This window comes from Nonomuraea sp. KM90 (assembly GCF_052246675.1).
GTDB lineage: Bacteria > Actinomycetota > Actinomycetes > Streptosporangiales > Streptosporangiaceae > Nonomuraea.
The window spans coordinates 1-20,746 of the sequence record NZ_JBQQCB010000161.1; the positions used below are offsets into that span (position 1 = coordinate 1).

At 66.1% G+C, this 20,746-nt stretch carries 17 protein-coding genes and 1 pseudogene; 5 read left to right on the forward strand and 13 right to left on the reverse strand.

Annotation, left to right across the window (positions count from 1 at the left end; all coding sequences use genetic code 11):
* Positions 1 to 181 precede the first annotated feature (181 nt).
* From asnB to ACTWPW_RS56950, 3 genes are read right to left on the reverse strand one after another with little or no spacing between them, the layout of a single operon-like run.
* The gene (gene asnB, locus ACTWPW_RS56940) at positions 182 to 2,026 is read right to left on the reverse strand and encodes an asparagine synthase (glutamine-hydrolyzing) (protein WP_443173955.1); all 1,845 of its coding nucleotides are present in this window, start codon (positions 2,024 to 2,026) and stop codon (positions 182 to 184) included.
* Complete coding sequence (locus tag ACTWPW_RS56945) at positions 2,027 to 3,484, reverse strand: aldehyde dehydrogenase family protein (RefSeq protein ID WP_443173956.1); 1,458 nt, start codon at positions 3,482 to 3,484, stop codon at positions 2,027 to 2,029.
* A complete protein-coding gene (locus ACTWPW_RS56950; protein ID WP_443173957.1) occupies positions 3,481 to 4,446 on the reverse strand; it encodes a hypothetical protein in 966 nt (321 codons plus the stop codon). Before ACTWPW_RS56950 ends, ACTWPW_RS56945 begins: the two co-directional genes overlap by 4 nt.
* 125 nt (positions 4,447 to 4,571) lie before the next feature.
* On the opposite strand from ACTWPW_RS56950, the gene ACTWPW_RS56955 reads away from it, so the two are divergent.
* Positions 4,572 to 5,078 (forward strand): NUDIX domain-containing protein, encoded by a 507-nt coding sequence (locus ACTWPW_RS56955; protein ID WP_443173958.1) that lies wholly within the window; start codon positions 4,572 to 4,574, stop codon positions 5,076 to 5,078.
* 30 nt (positions 5,079 to 5,108) lie between these two features.
* On the opposite strand, the gene ACTWPW_RS56960 is transcribed toward ACTWPW_RS56955, so the two are convergent.
* From ACTWPW_RS56960 to ACTWPW_RS56990, 7 genes are all read right to left on the reverse strand, one after another.
* Entirely contained in the window at positions 5,109 to 6,206 is a 1,098-nt protein-coding gene (locus ACTWPW_RS56960; RefSeq protein WP_443173959.1) for a radical SAM protein, read from the reverse strand.
* Between the two features lie 209 nt (positions 6,207 to 6,415).
* Positions 6,416 to 7,240: a hypothetical protein gene (locus tag ACTWPW_RS56965; protein ID WP_443173960.1), complete on the reverse strand. Its 825-nt coding sequence runs from the start codon at positions 7,238 to 7,240 to the stop codon at positions 6,416 to 6,418.
* Between the two features lie 298 nt (positions 7,241 to 7,538).
* Positions 7,539 to 8,684, reverse strand: coding sequence for an MFS transporter (locus ACTWPW_RS56970; RefSeq protein ID WP_443173961.1), 1,146 nt, complete (start codon positions 8,682 to 8,684; stop codon positions 7,539 to 7,541).
* A 3-nt stretch (positions 8,685 to 8,687) separates the two neighbouring features.
* Complete coding sequence (locus ACTWPW_RS56975) at positions 8,688 to 9,890, reverse strand: hypothetical protein (protein WP_443173962.1); 1,203 nt, start codon at positions 9,888 to 9,890, stop codon at positions 8,688 to 8,690.
* Positions 9,891 to 10,765: 875 nt separating this feature from the next.
* A complete protein-coding gene (locus ACTWPW_RS56980) occupies positions 10,766 to 11,017 on the reverse strand; it encodes a hypothetical protein (protein ID WP_443173963.1) in 252 nt (83 codons plus the stop codon).
* 119 nt (positions 11,018 to 11,136) lie between these two features.
* Positions 11,137 to 11,838, reverse strand: a complete 702-nt coding sequence (locus ACTWPW_RS56985) for a phosphoribosyltransferase (RefSeq protein WP_443173964.1) — start codon at positions 11,836 to 11,838, stop codon at positions 11,137 to 11,139.
* Positions 11,839 to 11,884: 46 nt separating this feature from the next.
* Entirely contained in the window at positions 11,885 to 12,421 is a 537-nt protein-coding gene (locus ACTWPW_RS56990) for an ATP-binding protein (protein WP_443173965.1), read from the reverse strand.
* Positions 12,422 to 12,653: 232 nt separating this feature from the next.
* Here ACTWPW_RS56990 and ACTWPW_RS56995 point away from each other — a divergent pair, with 232 nt between their 5' ends.
* Positions 12,654 to 14,051, forward strand: coding sequence for a hypothetical protein (locus ACTWPW_RS56995; protein ID WP_443173966.1), 1,398 nt, complete (start codon positions 12,654 to 12,656; stop codon positions 14,049 to 14,051).
* Positions 14,048 to 14,557 carry a GNAT family N-acetyltransferase gene (locus ACTWPW_RS57000; protein WP_443173967.1) on the forward strand — a complete coding sequence of 170 codons (510 nt, stop codon included), beginning with the start codon at positions 14,048 to 14,050 and terminating at the stop codon, positions 14,555 to 14,557. The genes ACTWPW_RS56995 and ACTWPW_RS57000 overlap by 4 nt, the downstream gene beginning before the upstream one ends.
* On the opposite strand, the gene ACTWPW_RS57005 is transcribed toward ACTWPW_RS57000, so the two are convergent.
* Entirely contained in the window at positions 14,526 to 15,608 is a 1,083-nt protein-coding gene (locus tag ACTWPW_RS57005) for a hypothetical protein (RefSeq protein WP_443173968.1), read from the reverse strand. The genes ACTWPW_RS57000 and ACTWPW_RS57005 overlap by 32 nt on opposite strands.
* Positions 15,609 to 15,956: 348 nt before the next feature.
* On the opposite strand from ACTWPW_RS57005, the gene ACTWPW_RS57010 reads away from it, so the two are divergent.
* Positions 15,957 to 16,793 (forward strand): PhzF family phenazine biosynthesis protein, encoded by an 837-nt coding sequence (locus ACTWPW_RS57010; protein WP_443173969.1) that lies wholly within the window; start codon positions 15,957 to 15,959, stop codon positions 16,791 to 16,793.
* 1,391 nt (positions 16,794 to 18,184) lie between these two features.
* Positions 18,185 to 18,520 (forward strand): histone-like nucleoid-structuring protein Lsr2, encoded by a 336-nt coding sequence (locus ACTWPW_RS57015; RefSeq protein ID WP_443173970.1) that lies wholly within the window; start codon positions 18,185 to 18,187, stop codon positions 18,518 to 18,520.
* Positions 18,521 to 18,663: 143 nt separating this feature from the next.
* Here the strand turns inward: ACTWPW_RS57015 and ACTWPW_RS57020 are convergent, their stop codons facing one another.
* Complete coding sequence (locus ACTWPW_RS57020) at positions 18,664 to 19,920, reverse strand: DUF1173 family protein (protein WP_443173971.1); 1,257 nt, start codon at positions 19,918 to 19,920, stop codon at positions 18,664 to 18,666.
* A 669-nt stretch (positions 19,921 to 20,589) separates the two neighbouring features.
* A pseudogene (locus ACTWPW_RS57025) lies at positions 20,590 to 20,746 on the reverse strand (IS982 family transposase); the annotation flags it as partial.

Consider the following 20,746-nt stretch of genomic DNA (forward strand, 5'->3'; position numbering starts at 1 on the left):
CCTGCTCCGGGTCCGTGGAACCCGGCGCCCCCGCAGCGTCATGCGACGGCCCGCCCCAACCGCGTCGGGGACATTACGGGCAAATCGCGGAGCCACTCACACAGCACCGCCCGCTGAAGAATCGAGGATAGTCGGTCTGAATGGTGGGCGTTCTTGAACTCCGGCGCGGGAGATCGGCGAGTCACACCTTTACCGACGGGGCGTAAAGTTCGAACCATACCGCGAGCTCCAGCGACCGTTCGAGGACGAAACGGCCGAAGGAGTCTGGGCTGCTGCTGTGTATGGCCTGCTTGAGTGCGGCGCGGTCGACGAGGTCGAATACCGGGTGTTGCCGATCGGCCAGGAGGTCGCGCGCTTGGATTTTCAGCAGGTCGGTGTAGGCCGGGTTCTGGGTGGAGGGGTAGGGGGATTTCTTCCGCTTGGTGACCGCGTGGGGTAGGAGCGGTGCCGCGGCGCTACGCAGTAGGGATTTTTCGCGGCCGTCGTGGAACTTCATCGTCCACGGGGCGTTGTAGACCGCGCTGACGAGCCGATGGTCGCAATACGGTACGCGGACCTCCAGCCCCACGGCCATGCTGAGCCGATCCTGACGGTCCAGCAGGATGCGCACGAACCGGGTGAGGTAGAAGTAGGTGATCTTCCGCATGGTCCATTCGAGGTCGCTCTCCCCGGGTGCCCGCTCGACGGCGGACACTGCGCTGCCGTAGCTGTCGCGCACGTAGTCGGGCAGGGCCAGGGCGTGGTGGAACTCGGGATGGAACACCGACGGTTGGCGAGGGCTGAGGGCTGCGTACTGCGGCAGGTGCGGGTCTGCCAGCCAGGGAAATGACGTCCCCGCCCGCGCTTTGGCGGAGAAGAACTGGTGGTAGCCGCCGAACAACTCGTCGGCTGATTCCCCCGACAGCGCCGCCACTGCGTGCTCGCGCATGGCCTGGAACAGGAGGAACATGGAGGCGTCCATGTCGCCGTGCCCCATCGGGAGGTCGTAGGCCCGCACTACCAGTTCGCGGACCTTTGGGTCGGCCAATGTCTCAGGGGTCAGCACGATGTCGGTGTGGTGTGAGCCGACGTGGTCGGCGACCTGGTGAGCGAAGGGCGTGTCGGGTTCCGGCCGGAGGGCGTCCGGGCGGAAGTCCTGGCTCTGCCCAGCGAAATCTACGCAGAAGCTGCGCAGTTGTCCGCCTTGACGAGCCAGTTCGGCGGCCGCGAGGGCGGTCAAGGTGGAGGAGTCCAGCCCTCCGGAGAGTAACGTGCCCAGCGGCACGTCACCGACGAGTTGGCTCGTGACGACGTCTTGCAGGAGCCCCGTCACCTGCTCGATGGTTTCGGTGAGATCAAGCTGGGGGGATTCGGTCGTCAGCCGCCAGTAGCTGATTTCCCGCACACCGTCGCGATTGACGATCATCATGGTGCCCGGTTCGACCTCGCGGATGCCCAACCAGATCGATTGCCGCGGCGACTTCACCATGGAGAAGAGCTCGCGAAAGCCGTCTAGGTCGACTGTCGCGGTGACCGAAGGATGCGCCAGGATCGCCTTGGGCTCGGAGCCGAAGAGTACGCCGTTGGCGCGTTTGTGCAGGAACAGCGGCTTGATGCCCATCCGGTCCCTGGCCAGCACGAGTTTGTCTTCGCGCCCGTCCCAGATGGCGAAGGCGAACATGCCGTTCAGCCGCTTGACTGCGCTCGTTCCCCACTCGAGGTAGGCGCGAAGCACCACCTCGGTGTCCGAGCGGGACCGGAACCGGTGTCCGGCGGCGGCCAGTTGCCGGCGAAGCTCGGCGAAGTTGTAGGTCTCTCCGCTGTAGACGATCACGACAGGCCCGGCCGTTGTCTCGACCGTCATCGGCTGGGTGCCGTGCTCGGCGTCGATCACGGCGAGCCGCCGTTGCCCCAGCGTGGCGTGGGGACTGGTCCAGACGCCTTCCCCGTCCGGTCCGCGGCAGGCCAGGGTCTCGGTCATGGACGCGACGATCGGCTCGACGTTCGTCAGCTGGTCGAAATCCAGCCAGCCGGCTATGCCGCACATTCATCCCATCCTTTCGCCGGGGAGAGCATCGCTGCTTTGCCTTCGCCGCCTGGCCGTGTTGAGCACCCGGGGGTCGGTCAGCGCCAGGACGCCGTGGATTCCGCCTTCCGCGCCGATCCCGCTCCACCTGCGGCCGCTGAAGGGTGCGCCGGGGATCTGGACGTCGTGCGTGTTGATGTTGACGACACCCGCGTCGAGGCGTTCGGCGACTGCGCGCAGCGCGTGGGGATCGGTTCCCCAGACCGAGGCGGTGAGCCCGTAGGTGGAGTGGTTCGCGCGAGTCACCGCCTCATCCAGCTCGTCGTAGCGCAGGACGGGAAGGACTGGGCCGAACTGTTCCTCGTCGACGACTGTCATACCTTCGGTTGCTTGCGCGATCACCGTCGGTGGGTAGAAGTAGCCGGGTCCGTCCAGTGGCCTGCCACCGGCCGCGATCACGGCCCCATTGGCGACTGCTTCCCGGACCAGGGTTTGGATGTGCTGGAAGTGCGCCTGGTTCTGGACCGGGCCCATCTGTACACCGTCGTCGGTGCCGTTGCCGACCTTCAGCGCATCCGCGCGCCGGGCCAGCTCGGCGACGAGCGGCTCATAGATCGAGGCGGGCACATAGAGGCGTTTGACGGTGGCGCAGATCTGGCCGCAGTTCCTGAAGGCGATCGTGCACAGCTGGGCTGCCACAGCGGAGGGCTCCGCATCCGGTAACACGATTGCGGCGTCGTTGCCGCCGAGTTCGAGGACCACCCGCTTCAGGTCGTCGGCCGCCGCCTTCGCGACCTGTTTACCTGCGGCCACGGATCCGGTGAACGTCACGGCACGCACCGCTGGATGCCGTGCCATGGCGGCGCCCAGGTCGCCGGCGCCGGAGACGACGTTGGCCACGCCCGCGGGCAGTGCTGATCGCGCCAGCACTCCGGTCAGCAGCGTGGTGACCGGAGTGAAGGGAGATGGCTTGAGCACGACCGTGTTTCCGCCGAGCAGGGCCGCGCCGAGCTTCAACAGGGCGATGCTGAACGGGAAGTTCCACGGGGTGATGGCCGCCACCACCCCGCAGGGCTGTCGTTCCACCACCGATGTGATCGGGCCGGCGTCGGCGAGAACGTGGACCGGCAGGGGAAGTTCCGCATACGAGCGGAGGATCTGGATGCCGCCCGTGATCTCCTCCCGGGCCTGGCTCAAGGGTTTGCCTTGTTCGCTCGTCAGCGCTGCCGCCAGGAGATCGGCTTCACGCTCGAGTGCGTCGGCGAACGCCCGCATCGCCGACCGGCGCGCGTTTTCGTCCCTGGACCACGTGCGGGCCGCTTGCGAAGCGGCTTGCATCGCATCGTCCAGCTGGCTTCGTGAGCAGAGCGGCGCGGTGGTGAGCTGCTCTCCCGTTGCCGGGTTGAGGACCGGGTAGGAGGCCTCCGATGGCGCCGCTCGTCCGTCGATGGTCTGCTGCAATTGACCCCACTCAGTCACCGGGTCTCCTCCATCAGGGGCTGAACGTTCACAGCGTGCGGCGTGGCCGGGACGTCGGGGATTCCCTCGGCGATCAGGCCGTGATAGATGGTCGTGGGCTCGATTCCCGCATCGATCAGGCCTGCGCGGATGCCGGCGTGGTCGTCGCTCCGGTGCAGGGTGACCAGGCATCCACCGTTGCCCGAGCCGGTCAGTTTGAAGTCATGTCCCGTCGCGGCCTTCGCGCGGTCGCGGACCCGTTCGATGCGAGGATGGCTCAGCTCGTACCGGTCGCGCATGAGTGCGTGGGCGCTGTCCATGCCGGCCAGCACACCAGTGAGATCGTGATCGTCGACCGCCGCCCATACCTGGGCGGAGATCTCGTCGAGGTCGGCGATGTAGCTCTTCAGCGCGGCCGAGCCTGTGCGCTGCAGCCGGCGGAAGCGGGCGATCGCGTCGCCGCAGTCCTTGGACAGGCCGGTGTCGATGAGCGTGACCGACCAGGGCGGGCCGTCGGCCGCGGAGCGAAAACCGATCGTGGTCGGCAGACCTGTCGCTTGCCCCAGCGTGTACAGCCATCCGCCGAGCGCTACGGAGACGTGGTCGGCCCCTCCGCCGTGCGTGCGCTGGAACTCGAATGCGTAGGCGAGACGGACGGCGGCTGCCGGATCCTTGCCGCACCTGCGTAACATTTCCCGCAGGAGGCCGATGCAGATCGACGACGAGGTGCCCAGTCCTCCCGGGCTCGGGGCATGGCACGTGGCGGCCAACGTCGATGGTTCGACGGTGACGTCAGGATATGAGTCGCGGACGAACTGCTCGAGTTCTCGCGTCAGGGTCTCATGCGCTGGGTTGGACCACATGCTGCGGCCGATGTCGGTGACAATGGTGGGCAGATCGATCGCGGCGCATACCGTGTGCCCGCCGAGGTAGTCCAGCGCGTCGCCGGCCAGGCAAACACGGGTTGCCACGACGGAAGTCATGCGGTTCTCCTCCGATATCGATGCTCTGTAGGATTGCGGCCGGATAACGTCTTTGCGTATCCGCTTGAGAGGGCCCGAAATCACCCCTCGTTGCCGATGAGCGACGCGTTCGGAACAAATGTTTAATGGATGTGATTGTCGTGACGTTCAAAGATTCCTACATCTGGTCGTTGCGCCAGGTGGTGGGTTCCCGGTTGCTGCTCGTTCCGGGGGCTCAAGTCCTGCTTATCGACCATCGGGACCGCGTCCTCTTTCAGCGCCGATCCGACACTGACGTGTGGGAGATTCCGGCCGGCTCATGCGAGCCCGACATGGATTTTCGTGGCGCGGCTGCGGCGGAGTTGCTGGAGGAAACCGGCTTGACGGTCGCTCCTGATGGCCTCGTTCCTTTCGCATGTTTGTCCGATCCTGACGTGCACACGCTGCGATACCCCAATGGTGACCTGGTCCACGCTTTCGCGATGTGCTTCTATGCACGGAGGTGGACGGGTGAGCTGCGCGGTGATGCCGAGGTGCTGGAGCACCGGTTTCTCCCGATGTCGCAGCCGCCGTCGCCCATTCATCCGCCGACTCTTGTCGTTCTCGATCTGTATTCCGCATATAGGTCTTCGGGGTTGTTCCAGGCCCGCTAGAATGATCTCAGCGTGGCGCGATCAGGCCGGTCATATGAAGCGGTCGAACTCCTTGCAGAGATGAGGATTCTCGGGTAATGCCGCCATGTTCACGATGTCGAGGTTCGTCTGATGACGGGCGCAATGGAAGTCGCAGTCCTGGGACGGGTCGATGACTGTCTGGTCGGCCTCGCGCCAGAGGTCGATGAAATTGCGTTCGACGGCATCGCCCAGCAGTGCTTGCCTGTTTCCTCGATGGTAAGAACATTTATAGACGCCGGTCGGTGTGATCAGCGTGCGCAACTCCGCGACCGGGCACGTGTGATACGACTTCTCCTGGTCGGCCGGACGCTGGTCTGCGACGGACGTGAAGGTGGAGGAGAACTCCAGATCGAATGATCCATCGCGCAGTTTCTGGGCCTGCCTCACCTGCGCGCGAACGGACATCAGCACGTCGTCTGGCAGTGGGACGACGCGGTGCTTGTTGTCGAACATGGCCTTCAGTTCGAAGTAGTCGCAGCCGATGTCCTTGGCCAGCTGGGCGGCCGGGAGGACTTCGGCGTGATTCGATTCCACCAGCCTGTTGGAGTCGTCGAAGCGAGTGATCAGGAGAAAGGAGTATCCGAGGGCTCCGGTCTTCTTTTCGGCGAGGACACGCATGTTGGCGATGACCTTGCCGAACTGGCTGCGGCCTCGGCGATCGGGCCGCACACGGCCATAGGTGTCCTCGGTGGCGGCGTCGACGGACACGCGGAGCCACGTCACATGGTTGGCGATCTCGTCGAGGTGACGATCAATCATCGTCCCGTTCGTGACCACGCCGACATGCAGGCCGGCGCGGCCGAGGATCGTGATGACGTCCCGCGTGCCAGGATGCGCAAGGGGCTCTCCGCCGCCGATGAGAACGACGGCCCTGGTGCCCGCGGCACAGAGCTCGCCGGCCAATGCTCGGAGCCGCTCCGGGGTGAAACGTCCTTGGTTGAGCAGCTTTCCGCTGATGCATTCGGGGCAGGCCAGGTCGCAGAACGTCGTGGGGTCGAGGTCAACGACGAGCGGGGCTGGCAGACGCTCTCCTTCGGAGACCTTCTTGGCATATGGCCATACGGTGTCTTGATACAGTTTCGAGGTCAGAGCGAGGCGGTTCATCATGTGCCTCCTGAGCTTTATCTATCACCGGCAAGAAATGTCAGTTGCGGAAAAGATCGCACCGGTCGATTTTCTGGTCGAGGAAATGGGGCGCGGCCCCGCCACGCACGACATGGGGCTCCAGCCGCGGCGTCTGCCCGAGGCTCCATCGGGCGGACCCTTGGGTGTTTAGGGTGCGCGTCCACCGCCAAAGCGGTTCTATGCGGCCCGCTCTATGCGGTCGATTCCACGCGGTCAACTGGACATCGCGAATATGCGATACGACCGCAATGGCGACGCCATGGACGCCTGATTAAGCGACGCCGGGATATTGGTGGCAGCTCCGGTGGGCCACTCGCGCTATCCCAGGTCATCGTCGGCGAAGCGGCTGCGAACAGCGCGGGCTCAATCCATGCTTCGCCGCGGGACGGTTCCGTCCAGCCGCTCACGTACACCTTGCGCTCTTCGACGAGCAGCTGCCGCGAATCGAGCCGACAGTTCAGAAGCGTGTCCCCACCTGCCAGCGAATCGGGGGTAAACCCCTCCAGCGCCGCCTTGAACACAGATTCGCCCGGCACCTGCTCCGATTGTTCCAGCATGCGGTCACCCACGAAAGAGAGCCTGGTGACGTACTCCACCACGGACCGGACTTCGACGGGGCATGGGGTGAGGGTGCTCCTCAGCCGGTTCAGCCCGTCGAACACATAGGGAAGGTCGGTCGATCCGTGCTTCAGGTCGGCCCGCGGATCGTCGCCATCGATCAGTTGGAACGCGTAGACCAGCCAGCCGGACTCCTCCTCGCTCCACAGAAGGCGCGGAACGGGCGCGGCCTTGGGCATGCTCTGGGCCGTCTGCCATTCCCGTCGGTAGCGGCTGGTGTCGGCGCGGCCTCTGGTGATGGCCTTGAGGTAGACCTCGCGGGCATTGCCGTAGAACCGCGCGGCCAGCCCCGACCGCGCGCCGTCCACGTACACCACGCCCTGCTTCGAACCGCAGTGGCTCTCTACGACCCTCTGCGTGGCGGGCGGAAGATCTTCCCATTCCGTGTGTCGCTTCATCGGATTCTCCCGACGCTGGCGTCGTTACCTGGTGCTCGCCGGAGCGGGGGTGGCGGCGACGGTGCGTTGCTGCACGAACGGCGGCTGGCCCGGCCGCTCCTCATGGGCCGGGGAGCTGGCCGCAGAAGAGGGGGTGACGCGTGGTGGTCGGTGTGCGGATATCGATACTGCATGGCGAGCTCCTTTACTGTGTAGATTCTGATGGTGTGGCGCGTAACGACGGCACGAAGGCCATCACCGACGTTGCTGCCATCATGGTCACCGCGCAGACGCCGACCGTGATCGCCAGCCCGAAGCCTTAGTAGAGCGCGATCGCCAGGGGCGGGCCCAGTGCACTCGCGCCAAAGGTGACCATCCGCGAGGCGCCGACCACGCGAACAAGCATGGCCGCGGGAACGGCGCCGAATCCGATCTTGAAAACCACGTTGCTCAGCCCGCCGGTCAGCCCGATCATCACCAGCGCGGCGGCGAAGACGACCAGGTCGCCTCGGCTCAGGCAGATGAGTGCAAGCGCGAGCGAGCACACGCCCATATGGGCCACGAGCATGGTCCCGCTGCGCAAAACGTCTGCCACCGGTCGTCCCGCCGTCGCACGCACCCGTTCTGTCGATTCAGCATGGGAGAACGTCTTGGCGCGAGACTGGGCCGAGATCAGTCCGCCGGCGATTCCGCCCGCACTGGTGCCGGCGAGCGCTGCCCCGATCGCCGCCGGATTCTCCCCGATCAACGTGAGGTGGGCTGCACAAACCACGCTGGCCGCCTGAACGCCGGCATTGACCAGGGCCGTCAAAATGGTCGCCGATCTGAGGAACCCGTGCCGCCACCCCTCGGTGAAACCAGCGACTAGCTCTTCCCGCAGGCGTCGACGCGGCGCGGCCTCGTGCGGCACGCTGGACGCACGCAGCAGAACGCCGGCCGCCGCGAGGCCACAGACCGCATTCGGCAGGAACGCGGCCATCGGATCCAGCCCGTACAGGGCGCCGCCGAGGGGCCGGCTGGTCAGCCCGACCGCATGCACGGTGACCTCGTGCAGCGCCAGCGCGGATGGTGGTTGGCCGGCGGCCCGGGCCGCCATCGTGATCACCGCCAGTTCGGCCACCGAGGACACGGCCGAAAGGGCACCTTCCACGACAGCGACCACGAGCAGGTGCTCAACGCGCACTTCCTGCGCCAGCATCCCCGCGCACAGCAGGATGATCAGCGCCGCGCGCACCACCTCACTGCCGATCATCACCCGGTGTGCTCCCAACCGGTCGCACAGCGCACCTGCGGGCACGTAGCACACCAGCCCCGGCAAGGTGGCGGCGCAGACGACCCAGCCCGCCCAGGCGGGCGACCCGCTGAGACCGATCGCGAGCAGCGGATAGGTGACGCTCAGCGTGCGGGTGCTGACCAGCGACAGAGTCGAGGCTGCCCATGCGCGTGGGAACGTCAGGAGGGCCACGATTCAGGTCACCGGCTGGGCGGGAGTGTCCAGCCAGATGGTCTGGCGTCCCGGACTGATCCTCAGCCCTAGGCGGTCTCGACCGGGTCGCCCGGCCTGAAGCCAGGAGGAGTAGGCCGCTTCGAGCCGATCCCACAGAGGCTCACCAGACTGGATGGCCAGGACATCCCGCTCACCCGGATGCGCGTGGCACGGGTCGGCGACGATGGTCGCGGCGCTGTCGTCGCGGGTGCTGCGCAGCCGCATCACCCACAGCCGCGCTCCGTCGCGTTGCTCCCACCCGGCGCCGGCCACCACCACGTGCGGAGCTTGACCGGTCAGCCAAATCCCGTATCCATGCGCGAGCGCTTCGTAGGGCGTGCTGGGCAGCAACGCCGGATGGGAGGCTCTGCCGTCGCGCTCACGGTCGCCCACGGGTTCGGCAGGCCGGGCGGTGGGAACGGCACCGCGCATCGGAACCGACGTTGTGCAACGGTGGAACCGGCCCAGCGCCGACCCGTCCGGTTCTACCGTGAGCCTCACCATCTCGCCCCGTTGACCATGTGCCGACATCCATGGGGCGACGATCACGCCACCCGGCAAGGTTTGTGCCAGCCAGGAGGACGGGAAGGTACGCACGCCGCAGGTCACGTGCATTCCGGCGAAGACTTCCCCAGGCGCACGGGCCGGGCCGGCATCGTCGGTGACGATCGTCGGCGCCCGGCCGATGCTACGGATGTTCTGCCGGGCCACCGCCGCCAGATCCGGGTCGATCTCGATCGAGGTCACCTGGGCATCCCCCAGGTGCCAGCCGAGCAGAGCCGCCGTGTACCCGGTGCCCGTCCCGACCTCCAGCAGCCGCTGACCAGGGAGTGGATCGAGCAGGCAGAGTTGGCGAAACACCGTCGACGGGCGCGACAGCAACGAGGTCGGAGCCACCGCATCGGCTGCGACGTCGGCGCCACCGCGCTGCGTGATCAGGGGTAAGTCGAGGTACGCGGCGCGTAACCAGGCTTCCGGGTCGAGGTCCCGGTCAATGGCGCGGCCCGTCTGCCCCATGTCTTCGGCGACCCACGCGCGAGCGGGCACAAAAGCGTGACGAGGCACCTCCGCAAGGCTGGTGATCCACCTGTCGCGGCGAGGCTGGTCCCGGGCGAGCACACCTCGGCGGACCAACGTGGCGATCAGTTCTTCTCTCCGGGCAGGCAAGCGGTGATAGATGTCCATGAGCGTTCCTGGGCACATCGGGGACCGGTGTGATGGTGAATCTCGAACGGCAGTGATCATTCAGATCGCGGGCCTCTCACTCCGTGGCCAGCAGCGGGTACCCCGCTACGTGGATCACCCGAAGCGAGAAATCGGCAGGCAGGTGCGCCCACCGCGACGCACCTGCCTGCTGCAGACCCTGCTTGTGCTGTGATCCACGCCGCGCGCGAGCGTCTCATCCCACGCACCGCATGCCCGTCTTCCACACCGTCGCCTCTAAGCGAGAGGTCAGAGCTGGTGGACGGCGATGACCGACGGGTCGCCGCGCGAGGCGGCTCTGGCGATCCAAGCCGGAAGCCGGCGGGAAGCCGTGCGTGCGAGCTGCGCGACTTCCCGCCGGAAACAAGCGGCTGGCGGGACCCCAGAGCAACATCAGGATGAGCAGGGTGGACACGATCGGTCGTGAGACCCCCGGACGCAGGGTGGCGCTGTCGGGCGGATGAGCCCACACCGCGTGGCATCCCCAGAGGTAGGGGGCGTCCCTCACATCCGCCTGGAGCGATTGGCAGGGTGCTGCGGAGCGGCGGGGGTGGTGCCGCTCCGCGGCCTTCTCCTGGTGCCGGTCGGGTCTACCGCAAGCAGGGTGTCAGCTGACCCGTCAGCAGGGCAGAGTCGCACTCGGGACGCTTGACGGCTGAGCGCCGCGGCGTGATTGGCGCTGCCTACGGCGGGGTTCGTACCCACCGTAGGCAGCGGGTCGACAGGACAGTGCGGGCAGTGCTGGAATCCTGCTTGCGCCCGGATGCGATGGGACCTCCTGCGCCGCACGGCACCGATGGGCAGGTGTGACGGCGCCGCATGGATATGGCTAGCCCCCGCCCTCGGCAACGGCTGGCTCACAGTGGCGAGGGAGCACTTCGCCCCGCAGACGCCACCTCGCGCGGGGACAGGTGTTCCAGAAGGACCATCATCTCCTGGTGGTGGGCGCGAATCTCGGTGCTGCCGGGCCGGTCGACGTCCCGCACCGCGATGCCCTTGTCGTTGAAGTAGGCGATCTCGAACCTGGTCCCGGGGACGGTCTGAAAGTCCTCCTCCTGCAGCCGGTACGCGTACAGGTCGGGCCGTTGGGTCCCTCGAGCGCTCATCATGTCTCCTTTGCGTAGTGACACCAGGCGCAGGCGCCTGGCGGGTTCCCGACCTGTGCAGGCGTGTCCTGCTCAGGCGGAGGCCTGTGGGGGAAGCGGGCATCGTGGATTCAGGGTCCTGATCATCCGGTGGGGCGGCGCGGGCGCCCCGCAGCGTCATCAGAGCGTTCGCCCTTCGCTGCCATGCCATCGGTGTCGGATACCGAGGTGGCCCAGGGGAACACTACGGACCTGCCGGGCACCTCCCACACGTACAAGTCAGGCAAGCCGTGAACGGCCGAGGCAGTCCGGCAGAGGGTTACGGTGCAGACTTGGGCTGAGCTCACCAGCGGGGTTACAGCATTGACGACAGCGCTGAGGGTATCGCCGGTATCGCAAAGGTCGTCGACGATCACGAGGGGGACGGCCAAAGGCTGTCCGCGGCCAAGCTCGTGTAGAGCGCTGAGATCGCAGTGGATCGCATGGTCATGCCTCATGTGCATGGCCAGCGGCGGACGTCGTGTGGCGGTGACCACGACCATGTGGGCGCCAAGGCGGTCAGCTATCTTGCGGCCGGGAGGCACGCCTCCCCGTCCAATGCCGATGACCACGGGAACGGCTTCAAGCCGCTCCAGGATGCGCTGCGCCAGGTCGCCGATGGCTTCGACGCACGCCTTCATGCTGATCCGCCACCCGGTTGCCGGGGAAACCTCGAATGGAGCGTTTCTGTGCATGGCCGGCTGCCCATCGGTACTTTCGTGCACCAGTCGCTGCGGGGAGAGCACCTCATCCGAGGCTGTCGCATCAATACCTGGGGCGCCGGTGCGCTGTACGTCACCAGTCACAGCAACTTCCTCTCCATACCGGTGTGTAGCCGCGCTCCTATTCCGCTCACGCAACGTCGCCCACCAGCACGCTTCCAAACCGCTCCTCGAGGATCGGTCCGGGCGTAGACGGGCTCTGCTGGACGCTGGCCAGGGAGGTGCTATAGCGGGTTGGGAGCGCGAAGGCGACTACTTTTCCCGGGCGTGGAGCAACGTAGCAGTGGCCGGGATAGAACTCACACCGTCCCGCCGTGAGCCGATATACGATCTCAAGCCCTCTTCCAGAAACACCGTCAAGCGTGCTGCTGAAACCCTTCGTGCTCAGCTTTTCGAGTGTATGAGGCAAGTTCTGCAGTGCCTGGTCCCCATCGAAGATTTCGCACCAGTATGGATGCCCATGCGCGGAGATGATTCGCATCTCGTAGGGCTCCCTGCTATGCCTGACGGCATTGCACACCAATTCGGAAACCACGACTTCGGCCTCATAGGCCGCGTCATGGCCCACACCAGCCCGATCGAGGACATCCACAACCATTGAGCGGGCCTGATGGGTGGCCCGACCGGCGCCAAGCGGCTTGACCTGGGCGTGATAGCCACGGCCCATCGAGGGAATTAGCACTGTCGCACCACCAATCACCATCCGCGTGGGGAGAGTGGGGAATGTTGCTCACCAGTTCACACTGATCTCTTCCGACACGAGAAGACCCTAAGCGTGTGAAGGTTTGTGAAGGTTGGGCGCTCGCGTGAAGGTTCGTGAAGGTTGACGGTTCCCACCCCAGCAGGACCTGTCGCGTGGTAGGGGTGACGCTACCGCTACTCGAAGTCAGGAGCCGCCAATGCCGGACAAATCGACCGCGCTGCGAGAATTGCTGGCCCGAGCCCGGCTGAACCCGCGTAACTTCGCACGGGCCATCAATGAGGAGCTCGAGCGCACCGGCCAAGACAGCTTCCGCATCGACCTCACTTCCCCATACCAGTGGGTGAGGCACGGCTATCGCCCATACGACCCACTCCCCGCCATCGCAGCCGCAGTGTTGTCGCAGTGTCTGGACGAGACACTCACAGCGGACGATCTTTGGCCGGGTCGCCCCTGGACACCCTCAGTCGCTCCCATCCCCGCAGTCGCCGACATCGACGCGGGCGTCAGCATCGAACAGATCCTGACGTCCCTGGCCGCACTGGCGGCGCACGGTAGCGACGTCCACCTCCACATCACGCCGGCTACGGGACCTGACCTGGCCGCCAGCGTCCTGGCCGGGCTGAACAGCACGCTGGAATGGACGCAACCGCACCGCGGCCGTGAACGAGTACTGCCGGCACAGGTCCAGCTGATCCACGCGCACGTAACCCAGTTGCGGCGGCTCGATGACCAACTCGGCGGTGGTGCGCTCAACCTCCGCTATCTCACTGGCGAGTTGCGCACCATCTTGGACCTCGCCGCGTCGGCGGCATGTGAGGAGGAGAAGGTGCGCCGGGATCTGCTGGTCATCGTCAGTGATCTCGCCCAGCTGGTCGGCTGGGTCCATTTCGACGCATGCCACTACGGGGTTGCTCAACGCTACATACGGCTCAGCGAGCGGGTGGCCCACGCCATCGGAGATGTCGGACGGGCGGCCAACGCCATCGGCATGCTCTCCTACATCTCCGCCTTCGCCGGGCACGGTCACGATGCCGTCTACATCGCCGAGGCAGCGCAGGAGCACTGCACCGATGACCCGGTACTGCGCGCGCGCATCGCAGGCCGCGTCGCCACGGCCGCCGCAGCGGCCGGTGACCAAACCAGGTTCCGGCGGGCCTCGGAGCAAGCCAGGCTTCTCCTGGAAGCGGCAACCGAGGTACCGTCCTACCTCTACTACCTCGAGCCCGCACAACTGGCCGCGGAAAGAGGACAAGGCCTGGTCGCCCTGGGCGAACGCCGGACCGTCCACCGTAAACAGCTCTTGTCAGAAGCCATCACCTTGCTCACACCGATCTCGGCCGAGGGCGCCCGCCCGCACTTCCCACGCTCGGCGCTCCTGCACGGAGCAGTCCTGGCCAGGGCCTGCCTGCTGCTGGAAGAGGTAGAACTGGCCGTTGATGCTGGACGCGCGGCCCTCACGCGCCTGGATCAGGTGCAGTCGCTCCGCGGCTGGAACCAGCTACGGCAGTTGCGTCCTCTTTATCACCGATATCGCACGGTACGTGCCGTCGCCGACTTCCTGCGTGATTTCGATCGGGCACTATCGCAAACATGACGACTCGCATGGCCGAACACACCACCGCCCAGCCCGACCTTCGTGACGTGCCCTACGATCACCCGGACGCCGTGACCTTGGTGCGTGCCCTGTATGACGACCAGGTTGCGCGCTACGGCTACGCCGATCCGGCTGAGGCCCCACCGGCTCTGTTCACCCCACCCCACGGGCTGTTCCTGGTGTGCTACGTCGGCGATATGGCCGTCGCCTGTGGCGGATATCGCGCCCACCGGCCCGTGGCGGACACGGTCGAGATCAAAAAGATGTACACCCGTCCCGATCACCGCGGCCGCGGGCTGGGGCGGCGCATCCTGGACCACCTCGAACAGCATGCTCGTGCACATGGAGCGAAGTGGGCCATCCTGGAAACCGGTGTCCGCAACGACGCTGCACGAGCGCTGTACGAGACGATGGGCTACCAGCCCACCAACCGGTATGTCGCCGACCGCGACCCTGCGATCAACCGGGCCTTCCTCAAGTCCCTTTCTTCCGCCGCCACCGGCTGAGCAGATCCGCTTCGCGCTGCGCGTCGATCCCGTGCTCGGCCTGGCGCTCATGCAAGATGGGGGCGCCGCCCCCCACCAGCCACTGCCACGTGTCCGCCACCGTCGCCAGCAGCGGCCGGCACGTCAGCCCGGCGGCTTGGGCCTTGTCGACGTGCATGTCCCAGGCCGTCGGCAGTGCCCGCCACAGTGGCAACTCCGTCCACTGCCGCACTCCTTGCTCGACCAGCCACCGCTCATCCACCCATTCCACCTCGGCGGTAGAGCCGGTCGTCCTGCGGCATGCCTCGAGCAGGTCGGCGTAGGTGTCTCGGCCGCGGGGGGCGGCGACGTTATATGTTCCGGAACAACGCCGGTCGGCAAGGTCGAGCGCGAACCTCGCAAGATCGCGTACGTCGATGGGCTGTATCGGGCGACTCGCCGGCGCTGGCGCCAGCACCGCACCTCCACGCTCCATGCGTCGCAGCCACCACGGCAACCGCCCCACGTACTCGCCAGGTCCCAGGATGACGTGGCTCCGCAAGAACAGGGCCCGTTCCCCCATCTCGCGCCGGATCGCGAGCTCGCACCCGGCCTTGAGCGGGCCATAGGCATCCGGGTCCCAGCGCCGTGTTCCAGGATCGAGATCGGGGTCACCGGGCCACAGCGCGGACGCTTCGTCCACCGCCAGGTGAGGCCACTCACGATAGACCGACACCGTGGACAGGTAGACGTAGTGCGAGGTCCGGTCAGACACCGCCCGAACGACGTCGCGGACCAGGGCCGGGATGGCACCTGCAACATCGATGACCACATCCCAGCAGTGACCGCGGAGCAGGAGGAGATCCTCCGCGCGCTCCCAGTCGCCGCGGATGTGGCGTACCTGCCCGGGCATACCGCGATGGGAAAGACCCCGGTTGAAAACCGTTACCTCCCAGTCCCGCTTCAGAGCAGCGGACACCAGGGCCTTCCCGACGAACCACGACCCGCCCATCACCAGCAGCCGCACGATATGGATCATCTCCTTCAGCGGATGTGAGCTCAACCGCCGCCACTGGCGCTCCGCTTCCGCCATGATCGAGAACGCCCAAGGCTCTTGTCGCCGAGGCTCGCCTACCAGCGGGCGTCTGGGATGGCAGAACAAACGCAGCCCCCGCACGATGAGAACGTGATGTCAGGATGGTTCATCAGCGACGCTCTCATCGCGGGGCGCCCAGATCGACGCGTTTCAGTCTCATCCCCTTCCAACGTTGCGCGGGTCAGCCGCAGCGGGCGGCCTGCTGTTCAGACGGTCTCCCAGCAATCGCCACGATCTCCACATCGAGCGGCCTTCCCGGTCATACCATGAGCCGTCGCCGTTGGAATGGCCGCTGCCCGACGGCCCGCCTGCTTTCCTTAGATCATCATCTAACACGAGGTTTTTGTGGAAGTCCTGAAATATGTCGCGTTCAGTACCACCCCTGCCGGTGGTAATCCCGCGGGAGTGATGCTCGACGCCACGGGCGTCGACGACGCGACGATGGCCAAGATCGCCGAACACGTGGGGTTCTCGGAGACGGCCTTCGTGGTGCCGAGGCCGGACGGCGGTCTCGACGTCCGCTATTTCAGCCCGCTCATCGAGGTGCCGTTCTGCGGCCACGCGACGATCGCCGCGGCCGTGGCCCACGCCTCGCGGCGAGGTCCCGGAGAGCTGCTGATGCACACCAAGGCCGGGCCGATCAGGGTCGACACGGCGGTGAACGCCGAGGGGCTCATGTGCGCCACCCTCGTCAGCGTGCCGCCGAAGACGGCCCCGATCCCATCGTCCGAGCTGTCCGGCCTGCTCGCGGCCCTGAAGTGGTCCGCGGCGGAGCTGGATCCGGCGCTGCCGCCCCGAGCCGCGTACGCGGGCGTATGGCACCCGGTCATCGCGGCCCGCACCCGGAGCAGGCTGGCCGAGCTGGACTACGAGATGCCGGTGCTGGCAGAGGTGATGCGGCGCAACGACTGGGCCACCGTCGACCTCGTCTGGCGGGAGTCACCGGAGGTCTTCCACGCGCGCAATCCGTTCCCGCCCGGCGGTGTCGTCGAGGACCCCGCGACGGGGGCCGCCGCCGCGGCACTCGGCGGATACCTGCGTGAGCTCGGGCTCGTCGAGGTTCCCGGCACGGTCACCGTGCACCAGGGCCACGACATGGGCCGGCCGAGCACGATCACCGTGTCGATCCCGGAGTCGCCGGACAGCGGCATCAGCGTCACCGGGACCGCAGTCCCGCTGTAGGCCGGGTCTTCGACGTGAGGGGCACGCCGGATCGGGTGCCTCACGCCTCCAAGTTACTACCCCGTTTAATAGCGAAGGTGCCACCACCGCTCCGGACCATGCTCGCCACGTCGCCGAGCTGCGGAAGGTTGGATGCCGCCGTCCGGGCTCGATGATCAGCTTGTGCTCCGATTGTGGGTCTGAGAGCAGGACAACCCCATCGCCCGTGTGGCGGCCCGATCAGCCGGGGCGTCATGGACCTGGGCGGCCGCCGCGAGCGGCGGAGGGTGCCGCGCCAAGGCGCTGAGCCGATTGCGGCACACGCTCAGCGTCGCGCCGGGCCATGGTTCGGGCTCCCTCCAGCACCGCGAGGGGATCTCCCGCAGCGGCTTGTCCTGCACCGCGTCCGTGGCCGGTGTTCGTCACCACGGCTCCCGCCTTACCGCCCTGGCATCTGTGCCCGCATCCAGGACCTCCTGGAGGACCTGAGCGACGCCCACCTGCTCATCACCAACGGCGTCCCCGCCTGCGTGGCCGCTTCAATCCGTGGGTCTGCTGGTACCCGAGCGACCTCACTCTGGATCACCGCCTCGGCGGCCAGCCGGACTCGGTCCCGCACACCCCCGGCCGAGCGGCGTCTGCATGTGTTCCCGGGGCTCGGCGAAAAGCGCGATCTTGAGCACCCGCATCCGGGTGCCGGTGCTCGATCAATCCAGGCACACACGTAAATGCCCGGCGTACCGGAGTTCCGCAGTTCCTGGTGGTGCTGGTGACACGGTTATGGGCAACAGGCCAGGTAAGCGGCGTTCGCGGTGGTGGCACAAGGAAGTCCGATCCGTGTCACTAGGAACACCGCTCGACACCTTGATCCTTAACGTCGTCCGAGGCCAGGGTGGTGCGTGTCACCAGTGGCGACACGAACTGCGGAACCCGGGGCGTAGAAGCTCCCTGAAAGCCCCGAGGGCCAGCCCTTGCGCCGGTCCTGGCCTGCCACGGCTTACACTCGCGCAGATCGGCGAGGACGCCATCGCACGTGCCGGAGTGGTCATGATCAAGCAGCGCCCCCTCGGAGCGCTGCATGTCTCACGCCGCTGCACGCCACACTGGTCAGAAGGGGCGCACCGCATCCACGTAATCGGCAGACCGCCCCGGGCATAACCGTCACAGAGCCCACCCACCTTTAAAGGGTGGCGACACCTTCTTCAATAGGCCGGCAAACACCGGTCGCCGCTCCGCTATATCTACAGGTCAGATCCCGGTTCTGCGTCCCAAAGATGCCGCACAGCGGCTATCGGCCGCTGCCCCCGCTTTGGAAACGTATCGCCTCCGTAGCACGTGCCTTTATGCAGCGCATCACGCCAACGTTGTGGTATTCAGGATGTAGCACGCAACCTCTTCCAGCGGAGTGTTCCATGGCCAGGCAGATCCAGGAAATCCTCATAGATGATCTCGACGGTGGAGAAGCGGTCGAAACAGTGGCGTTCGCCATCGACGGCTCTTCCTATGAGATCGACCTCAGCGACCTGAACGCCAAGAAGCTCAGGGAGGCGCTCACACCGTTTGTCCAGCACGCTCGTCGAGCCGCCCCCGCATCTGCACGTCGCCGAGGGCGCGGCCCCAGCGCTCGTGCGATCAGCCGCGGGAAGAGTTCAGAGATTCGGCAGTGGGCCAAGTCTCACGGTCTGCCAGTCAGCGAACGCGGGCGTATTGCCGCTAATGTCGTGGAACAGTATGAGGCTAGCCATTAGCGGCCATCCCACCCGGACCGCCGCACGCGAGTGCGGCGTGGCCGCGTGAGGATCGGCCCAACCCGTGCACGGCGGTCCAACATTTGCGGATGGGGATGGGCTGCCCACAGCGTTCACAGCCCAGCCGTCGCCGGCGACACCATCTATCCGGGCAGGTCGGGAAGCGGATCGGTCACGTCCCATTCCAGGACGGGCGTGCCCGTGTCGGCATAATATGCCCGCTTGGCCCGCTTCCGCTGTTCATAGGCCTGCATACCCTGCACCCCGAAAACCTCGACGCACACCCATGGTTCTACGTCCATCAGAATGAAATCCGGAAATACCGCGTCGCCGGCCTCATAACGCAGCGGCTTGATAAACGCCCGTCCAGCCCTGATCAAATGGTCGGCCATTCGAACTTCGTGGCTCGAGTCCGCCGGTACGTAATGGCTATTGGTCATCATCGCCGCCAGATCGATCGCCCGCAGGTAACCTCGGGGGGCACGTTCGATGACGGCCAGAACGATCCGGCGGGCGCCGTGGGGCAAACTCTTGGCGAACGGGCTTCGATAAGACCGTCGGACGCGTTCCCATAACGGCGCGTCCAGGAAGATCGGATCGCGCTGATGACGCAGCGCAATCCGATACCCATAGGACGTCGGCGCCACCTCTTTTATCTCGCCCAGAATCAGCCCTCGCTGGATGATTCCGTCATGCGTGCCGAGTGCGGCACGGAAACGTTCGAAGGCTCTTGCTGTGGCCGCTACCGTCGCTGGGCGATACGGGGGCACCACGTACAGCACTGCTGCCAGAGACACGCTGTTGACGAAACACGTCGCCGCCGGCCGGTGTAAGGCGTGATGGCAGTCGTGCCAGGTTCGGCGCCGGCCAACGGTGAGAAGCCATTCCGACAGTCCCGCGTCCTGCCACAGCAGATGCAGCATTCCGAGCAGCCCTACCGAAGGCCGCGACGACAGTGCCGCGTTCTCCTCGGTCCCGGGCGTCCGTGTCCGGCCGCCTGGCGCCCGCCCAGGCGACACCTGCAACGGAATCTCCAGGCGCACGTGTGTGTCGCCCTCATCGGTCTGCTCAATCGCGCCAGCCGCGTAGATACCGCGCCCCGACAGGTGCACGAGCTTGTGGAAATCGCACCCTGCTGCATGCCGATGGCCCTCACCCGGCCAGCCAGCGAGATGGTAACGGCCGTCCCGCGCGCGAACAACCAACCGTAGAGGCGGCTCGCCGCACAGACACCACGCGTGCCCCACCTGAGACTTGGCCGCGCCGAACAGCCGGCTGAAGCGTTCTGGAGCCCGGCGCAGGGCGGCCAGCTCGACGCGGTGTCCGGCAAGCTCCACCAGCTGAGCGCCGAACGCCTCCGGTTCCACCGCCCGCCGTGACCTGGCTTCAGGGACGTTCACGGCTAATTAGCGCCGACGTGGTACTTGCCGACCCCATCCGCAGCCACCCGAGGACGTTCCGGGGATGCTGTACCTCTGATCTGGAGCATCGACAGCTGGGGTCATGACGTCATTTCCTCATTCCCAGCCTCACCCGCTGTGGGCCAGGCTCCGAGAGGCGCCGCACTGACGTCCACCTCGAACTTCTGCGTGCCAGCACGCTTGCCAGTGCGTCCGTTTCCTGCGCAGCGGGGGCCGCATCCGTGATGTCCGGCACGAGGAACCTTCCGTGCCACTCCCCTACCGCACGGTCTATACAGCGCGCGAGCTGGGCCAATGCCATGTATTCATCGAATGGATCTGCCCAGCGATGCACAAGTCTCGTCTCCTCTGCCCAGCATGAATTCGCGTGGCACAAGCGCAATTTTCATGACTTGACAGAATACTTTACTACTACCTAACAGGTTGCTCTCGGGGGTATCACTCCATGTGGAGGCTTGTCAACACGACGTTGACTCGCCGTCAGGGGTTGTGCTCCGTTCGATACGGCGTCGTCAACAGAACTCCGCTCTGATGGGCAGGGCCTCGGCATAGTGGCGTTGAAGGATGTGATGTCCGGTTCGCGGGCTGCGCAACATGGCGCCAGCATCTTCGCCTGAGATGATTGATGCCAACGGGGTCTGGCTACGGTCAGTGGTCATAGGCGATCAGGGACCGCTTGATCGGCTGGCCGGTCTTGTCGTTGTGCCAGATCACGCTGGTCAGCGCGAGGATGCGGGTCAGCACACGAATGATGACGCCGGCAGGGGTACGGCCGCCGTGGCGTTCCAGGTCCAGCTGGCTCTTG